The sequence below is a fragment of the Mesorhizobium sp. genome (assembly GCF_024509055.1).
GTDB lineage: Bacteria > Pseudomonadota > Alphaproteobacteria > Rhizobiales > Rhizobiaceae > Mesorhizobium.
On the sequence record NZ_JANINM010000026.1, the window covers coordinates 1 to 7,048 of the forward strand.

At 65.0% G+C, this 7,048-nt stretch carries 8 protein-coding genes and 1 pseudogene; 6 read left to right on the plus strand and 3 right to left on the minus strand.

Annotation, left to right across the window (positions count from 1 at the left end; translation table 11 throughout):
- The 6 genes and pseudogenes from Q0L57_RS01985 to deoA all read left to right on the plus strand — a co-directional run.
- A pseudogene (locus Q0L57_RS01985) lies at window positions 1–259 on the plus strand (heme ABC transporter ATP-binding protein); the annotation flags it as partial.
- A complete protein-coding gene (locus tag Q0L57_RS01990; protein WP_296737300.1) occupies window positions 256–1,395 on the plus strand; it encodes an ABC transporter permease in 1,140 nt (379 codons plus the stop codon). The pseudogene Q0L57_RS01985 and the gene Q0L57_RS01990, both read left to right, overlap by 4 nt.
- A gap of 1 nt (window position 1,396) precedes the next feature.
- Window positions 1,397–2,368 (plus strand): ABC transporter permease, encoded by a 972-nt coding sequence (locus tag Q0L57_RS01995; protein WP_296737302.1) that lies wholly within the window; start codon window positions 1,397–1,399, stop codon window positions 2,366–2,368.
- A 71-nt stretch (window positions 2,369–2,439) separates the two neighbouring features.
- Window positions 2,440–2,832, plus strand: coding sequence for a cytidine deaminase (gene cdd / locus Q0L57_RS02000; RefSeq protein WP_296737304.1), 393 nt, complete (start codon window positions 2,440–2,442; stop codon window positions 2,830–2,832).
- 31 nt (window positions 2,833–2,863) lie between these two features.
- A complete protein-coding gene (locus tag Q0L57_RS02005) occupies window positions 2,864–3,670 on the plus strand; it encodes a purine-nucleoside phosphorylase (protein ID WP_296737305.1) in 807 nt (268 codons plus the stop codon).
- Window positions 3,670–4,986, plus strand: coding sequence for a thymidine phosphorylase (deoA, locus tag Q0L57_RS02010; RefSeq protein WP_296737307.1), 1,317 nt, complete (start codon window positions 3,670–3,672; stop codon window positions 4,984–4,986). Before Q0L57_RS02005 ends, deoA begins: the two co-directional genes overlap by 1 nt.
- A gap of 14 nt (window positions 4,987–5,000) precedes the next feature.
- Here the strand turns inward: deoA and Q0L57_RS02015 are convergent, their stop codons facing one another.
- The 3 genes from Q0L57_RS02015 to add all read right to left on the minus strand — a co-directional run.
- On the minus strand, window positions 5,001–5,567 hold the full coding sequence (locus tag Q0L57_RS02015) for a TIGR02281 family clan AA aspartic protease (RefSeq protein WP_296737309.1): 567 nt from the start codon (window positions 5,565–5,567) through the stop codon (window positions 5,001–5,003).
- A gap of 131 nt (window positions 5,568–5,698) precedes the next feature.
- Window positions 5,699–6,328 (minus strand): uracil phosphoribosyltransferase, encoded by a 630-nt coding sequence (gene upp, locus Q0L57_RS02020; RefSeq protein WP_296737310.1) that lies wholly within the window; start codon window positions 6,326–6,328, stop codon window positions 5,699–5,701.
- A 131-nt stretch (window positions 6,329–6,459) separates the two neighbouring features.
- On the minus strand, window positions 6,460–7,048 hold a 589-nt coding region (gene add / locus Q0L57_RS02025), incomplete at its 5' end, for an adenosine deaminase (RefSeq protein WP_296737312.1).

Genomic DNA, 7,048 nt, shown 5'->3' on the forward strand with positions numbered 1-7,048 from the left:
CGTGCTGATCGTCGGCCAGCCGACGCGCGGCGTCGATGTCGGCGCCATCGAGTTCATCCACAAGCGGCTGATCGCCATGCGCGACCAGGGCAAGGCGGTGCTGGTCGTGTCGGTCGAGCTAGACGAGATACGCTCGCTCTCCGACCGTATCCTGGTGATGTTTGCCGGCCGCATCGTCGGCGAGCGCGGCCCTGAGGCGACCGAAGGCGAACTCGGCCTGCTGATGGCCGGCGTCGAGCACCAGGAGGCCGCCGAGTGAGCACGCCCTACGCCAAGCTGCCAGCCTGGGCCGACTACGGGCTGATCCCGCTGATCAACCTGTCGGTGGCCTTCATTGTCGCCGGCTTCGTCGTCATGCTGGTCGGCGAAAACCCGTTCCGCGCCGCCGTCATTCTGGTCGAAGGTGCCTTCGGCAAGGGCACGGGCATTGCCTTCACCCTGTTCTACGCCACGACCTTCATCTTCACCGGGCTGTCGGTGGCGGTCGCCGCGCATTGCAGCCTGTTCAACATCGGCACCGAGGGCCAGGCCTATATCGCCGGGCTTGGCATCGCGCTTGTCTGCCTCAGCTTCGACGCCACGCTGCCCTGGTGGGTGATCTTCCCGATGGCGATCGTGGCGGCGGCTGCATTCGGCGCCCTGTGGGGGTTCATCCCCGCTTATCTGCAAGCCAAGCGCGGCTCGCACATCGTCATCACCACGATCATGTTCAACTTCATCGCCGCCTCTGTGATGGTCTATCTGCTGGTCGGTCCGCTGAAGCCGGCGGGATCGCAGGCGCCGCAGACACGCAACTTCCTCGCCGGCGCGGAACTGCCGAAGCTCAACTGGGTCATCGAACTGTTCGGCGCCAAGATACGCTCGGCGCCGCTCAACATCTGCTTCCTGCTGGCGCTGCTCATGGCCTTCCTGGTCTGGCTGCTGATCTGGCGCACCAAGCTTGGCTACGAGATGCGCACCTACGGCCACAGCCCGAAGGCGGCGCGCTATGCCGGCATCTCGGAAACCCGCATCATCATCACCGCGATGATGATCTCGGGAGCGCTGGCCGGCATGATGGCGCTCAACCCGGTGATGGGCGACCAGCACAATGTGGCGATCGATTTCGTCTCCGGCGCCGGTTATGTCGGCATCGCGGTGGCGCTTATGGGCCGGCTGCATCCAGTCGGCATCGTGCTGGCGGCGATCCTGTTCGGCATGCTCTACCAGGGCGGCGCGGAACTCGCCTTCCAGATGCCGGCGATCAGCCGCGACATGATCGTCATCATCCAGGGCCTGGTCATCCTCTTCGCCGGCGCGCTGGAGCACATGTTCAGGCCTTATATCCAGGCGCTGTTCGCCTCGTTCAGCCCGAAATCGGTCGGCATGGAAGCAGTCAAGGGCAAGGGGGCCTGAGATGGATTTTTTCAACGCCGTCGTCCAGGTGCTGGACTCGACCATCCGCCTGTCCGTGCCGCTGCTCCTAGCCTGCCTCGCCGGTCTCTATTCGGAGCGCGCCGGCATCTTCGACATCGGCCTCGAGGGCAAGATGCTGGTCGGCGCCTTCGCTGGCGCGGCCGCGGCTTCGGTCTTCCATTCGGCGCTCATCGGCCTCGGCATGGCGATCCTGATCTCGGTCGCTTTCGCCCTGGTTCATGGCTTTGCCTCAATCACGCATCGCGGCAACCAGATCGTTTCCGGCGTGGCCATCAACTTCATCGCCGCCGGATCGACCGTGCTTCTCGGTCAGGCATGGTTCCAGCAGGGCGGACGAACGCCCGCGCTGCAGTCGGGCGAACGGTTCGAGGCGATCACCTGGCCGGGCGCCGACGCGGTGAAGGATGTGCCGATCCTCGGGCCGATCTATTCCGAGCTGATTTCCGGCCATTCCATACTGGTCTATCTCGCCTTCCTGATGGTGCCGTTCACCTGGTGGGTCTTGTTCCGCACCCGCTTCGGCCTTCGCATGCGCGCCGTGGGTGAAAACCCGGCCGCGGTCGACACGGCAGGCATCTCGGTGGCATGGCTGCGCTACAGGGCGCTGATCTGCACCGGCATCCTGACGGGTATTGCCGGGGCGTATCTCTCGATGGTGCAGAATGGCGGCTTCGTGAAGGACATGACCGCCGGCAAGGGCTACATCGCGCTGGCCGCGCTGATCTTCGCCAAATGGAAACCGGTCAACGCCATGTTCGCATGCCTCTTGTTCGGCTTCCTCGACGCCGCCGCGATCCGGCTGCAGGGCTCGCCGCTCCCCATCATCGGCAAGGTGCCGGTGCAGTTCATGCAGGCGCTGCCCTATGTGCTGACCGTCATCCTGCTCGCCGGCTTCATCGGCAAGGCGATCCCACCGCGCGCCGGTGGCGTGCCTTACGTTAAGGAACGCTGAGACCGGGGCATCCGGCCGCTCCGATCGACGGCAACCTGCATTTGAACAAGATCGTGGGAGAGAACACCTGAATGTCGCATGATCTGTTCGAGGCGGCTAAGACCGCGATGGCCAAGGCCTATGCGCCCTATTCGAAGTTTCCGGTGGGCGCGGCGCTGCGCACAGAGGACGGGCGCGTCTTCACCGGCGCCAACATAGAGGTGGCGTCCTATCCGGAGGGCTGGTGCGCCGAGACCACGGCGCTCGGCCATTACATCATGGGCGGGGGCGGCAGGATCACCGAGATCGCCGTGCTTGCCGAACGCATGGCCAAATGCTCGCCCTGCGGCGGCTGCCGGCAGCGGCTGGCGGAGTTCTGCCGGCCGGATACGAAACTCTATCTCTGCGACAATGGCGGCGTGGTCGAGACCGTGACCATGGGCGACATGCTGCCCTACGGCTTTCGCGGCGATATCCTGAAATGACAGGCCGGGCTGATATGACGAACAGGCTGAAATGATGGAAGCGCTGGATCACCTGGTCGAGAAGCTGGACGGGCTGGCGCCGACCGCGGCGCTGGTGCTGGGCTCCGGCCTTGGCGGGCTGGTCGACCAGGTCGAGGACGCCAGGCGCATTTCCTATGCCGAACTCCCGGGCTTTCCGCGCGGCGGCGTCAGCGGCCACGCCGGCGAAGTGGTGGCCGGTCGTTTCGCCGGCACGCCGGTGCTGATGCTGTCGGGCCGCGCGCACTATTACGAGCACGGCAACGCCGCTGCGATGCGCCCGGCGCTGGAGGTGCTTGCCGGCATCGGCATCTCGCATCTCATCCTCACCAATGCCGCCGGCTCGGTCGACCCGGGCATGGGGCCAGGGTCGGTGATGCTGATCACCGACCACATAAACTTTTCCGGCTCCAATCCGCTGATCGGCGAGCCAAGCGACCGCCGCTTCGTCGGCCTGACGGAGGCCTATGATGCCGGGCTGCGCAAGGCGATCGAGACGGCGGCGAAGGCGACCGGAACCGCGCTGCATCAGGGCGTCTATATGTGGTTCTCCGGGCCATGTTTCGAAACACCGGCCGAGATCCGCATGGCGCGCGTCATGGGCGCTACGGCCGTCGGCATGTCGACGGTGCCGGAAGTCATCCTTGCCCGTTTCCTCGGCCTGAAGGTCGCTGCCTGCTCGGTCATCACCAACCTGGCGGCGGGCATGACGGGGGCGGAACTCTCCCATCAGGAAACCAAGGACATGGCACCGGTCGGAGGCGCGCGGCTGGCGACGATCCTGCGTCGGGTCTTCCACGACGGCTTGCCCGAAAACTGATGCTTCCGCAGGAGATCATCCGCCGCAAGCGCGACGGCCACAAACTCTCAGCCGAGGAGATCGCGGCCTTCGTCGAAGGCTTGACCGCCGGCGCCATTTCCGAAGGCCAGGTCGGCGCCTTCGCCATGGCGGTGTTCCTCAACGGCATGAGCCGCGAGGAGGCGGTGGCGCTGACGGTGGCCATGCGCGATTCCGGCGACGTACTCGACTGGTCCGACCTGCCGGGTCCGGTCACCGACAAGCATTCGACTGGTGGCGTCGGCGACAATGTCTCACTGATGCTGGCGCCGATCGTTGCCGCCTGCGGCGCTTATGTGCCGATGATTTCCGGCCGGGGCCTCGGCCATACCGGCGGCACGCTCGACAAGATGGACGCCATCCCCGGCTATCTGAGCCAACCGGATGTGGCACGGTTCCGCAAGACCGTGCTCGAAACCGGCTGCGCCATCATTGGCCAGACCGCCGACCTGGCACCCGCCGACCGCCGGCTCTATGCCGTCCGCGATGTGACGAGTACCGTCGAGTCGGTGCCGCTGATCACCGCCTCGATCCTGTCGAAGAAGCTCGCTGCCGGGCTTGGCTCGCTGGTGCTGGACGTCAAGGTCGGTAACGGCGCCTTCATGGAGAAGTCGCGGGAGGCGGCGGCACTGGCCAACAGCCTCGTCGAGGTCGCCAACGGTGCCGGGCTGAACGCTTCGGCGCTGGTCACCGGCATGAACGAGCCACTGGCGTCCGTGGCCGGCAACGCGGTCGAGGTGCGCAATGCGGTCGATTTCCTGACCGGCCGCTTTCGCGACCGCCGGCTGGAGGACGTGACGCTGGCGCTGGCAGCCGAAATGCTGCAGTCGGCGGGCATCGTGTCGTCCAACCAGGACGGCATCAGGCGCGCCACCGAGGCGCTTGCCGGTGGCCGCGCCGCAACGGTTTTCGCGCGCATGGTGGCTGCGCTTGGCGGCCCCGCCGATTTCATCGAGAACCCGGAAAAGCACCTGCCCAAAGCGCCCGTCGAATTTGCGGTGAAGGCGGTCGAGGACGGTTTTGTGACCGGCATCGCAACGCGCGATATCGGGCTTGCCGTCGTCGCGCTGGGTGGCGGGCGGACGCATCCGGACGACAGAATAGACCATGCCGTCGGTCTCACCGGACTGCTGCCCGTCGGCGCGGAAGTGCGTACGGGCGAAGCGCTGGCCTTGGTCCATGCCCGCGGCGAGGCGGATGCGGAAGCCGCGGCGTCGGTGGTGCGCGCAGCCTATTCGGTCGGCGCGTCGAAGCCATCCGCAGACAAGACCGTGCTCAGACGGATTCTACCGCGTTAGGACCGCGCCGGAAATTACTGCACGAGCAGCAGCGCGCCGTTCTCGACCTCGTATTTCTGCAGGCGCTGCAGGAAGCTCATGCCGATCAGGTTCGTCTGCAGCGCTCTGTCGTCGAGCACGACAGCCTGGACATTGTCGAGGGAGATCTTGCCGATCTGCAGGCGCTCGACCGTCACCACGGCGGCCTTGATGGAGCCGTTGGCGGTGCTCACCTGGTGGGTGAAATCGGACTGGTTGAGCGAAATGCCGATCCTGCGCGCCGTCGAGGTGTTGATGGCGACCAGTGTCGCCCCGGTATCGATCATACCATCGACCTGGCGGCCATTGAGCTTGAAGGAAGACGTGAAATGTCCGCGCTCGTCGGCATTGACCAGCACCTGGCGGCCGAGCGGCATCGGCGTTGCCGGCTTGCTCGGCACCGAAGCGACGTTGACATTCGGCTGGGCGTCCGACGTCGCTGGTCCGGAGGCGACCGACGACCTCAGCAGGCTTTCGACCATCTGCGGGTTCGACTGATAGATGATCGGGATCGATGCCGAGGTTCCGGCAAAGACGCCAAGGATGAGCAGCTTGCGCAGCATGGATGCCCCTTTTTGAGGGCTCCACTCCTACGCGGACATGGTGTTTTCCGCTTTAATGAGACGCGGGAACCGCGACGTTGCGTAAACGAGCGGTAAACGGCGTAGAACGGTTTTTCTGGAACTGCTCCAGCTCACTTGGTCCCGTACATGCGGTCGCCCGCGTCGCCGAGGCCGGGCATGATGTAGCCCTTTTCGTTCAGCTGGCGGTCGATCGACGCGGTGAAGATCGGGACATCCGGGTGCGCCTTGGTGAAGCGCTCTATGCCTTCGGGCGCCGCCAGCAGGCAAAGGAAGCGGATGTTGGTGGCGCCGCGCCCTTTCAGCTTGTCGATCGCCGCAATCGCCGAATTCGCGGTCGCAAGCATCGGGTCGACGACGATCACCAGACGGTCGGCAAGATCGCTCGGCGCCTTGAAGAAATACTCGACCGCCTCCAGCGTCTCGTGGTCGCGGTAAAGGCCGATATGGGCGACGCGCGCCGCCGGCACGAGGTCGAGCAAGCCCTCAAGCAAGCCGTTGCCAGCGCGAAGCACCGAGGCGAAGACCAGCTTCTTGCCTTCCAGCGTCGGCGCTTCCATTTCCTCGATCGGGGTCTCGATCGTGGTGGTGGTCAGCTCGAGATTTCGGGTGACCTCATAGCCGAGCAGCAGCGATATCTCGCGCAACAGCCGCCGGAAGCCGGCCGTCGAGGTCTCCTTCTTGCGCATGATGGTCAGCTTGTGCTGGACAAGGGGGTGGTCGACGACAGTGACGCCCTGCATCGTGATCTCCTGAAATTCCGGCTTGTTGAGATGACCCTAGCGGCAATGCGCCGGCCAAGGAACCACTTGCCGTCATGGACCACAGCTTTTGCCTCAAATCCAGAAGAAGAAGCTGAATCTGGGGGAAGAAATCAGCGAGCGCGGCCATTAAGGCGGCCAAGAAGCGCGGCCTTGGTCTTTTTATCAACGAAAGCCGCTTCGATCGCCGTTCTGGTGACGGCGACTAGTTGCTGGTCGTTCATCGAAAAATGCTCAGTGGCAATATCGTACTCGCGCTTCAGCGAGGTCCAGAAATAGGGCGGGTCGTCGGAATTGAGCGTCACCTTGCAGCCGGCGGCGCGCAGCGCTGGAAAAGGATGGTCGGCGAAACTGTCGAACACCTTGAGCGCGATGTTTGAGCCGGGGCAGCATTCCAGCACCACGCCCTGGTCGGCGATGCGGCGGACAAGGTCGGGGTTTTCGATGGCTCGCACACCGTGGCCGATGCGCGACGGGCGGATGTGATCTAGCGCCGCCTGGACACTTTCCCAGCCCATCAGCTCGCCGGCATGGATGGTGATGCCGAGCCCGGCCTCGCGTGCGATCTCGAAGGCGCGCACATAGTCCTCGAAATCGCCCATTCGCTCGTCGCCGGCGACGCCGAAGCCGGTCACCAGCGGATGGTTGCAGCGGGCCGCGAAGCGCGCCGCCTGCTCGATCGCCTCGACGCCGACATGGCGC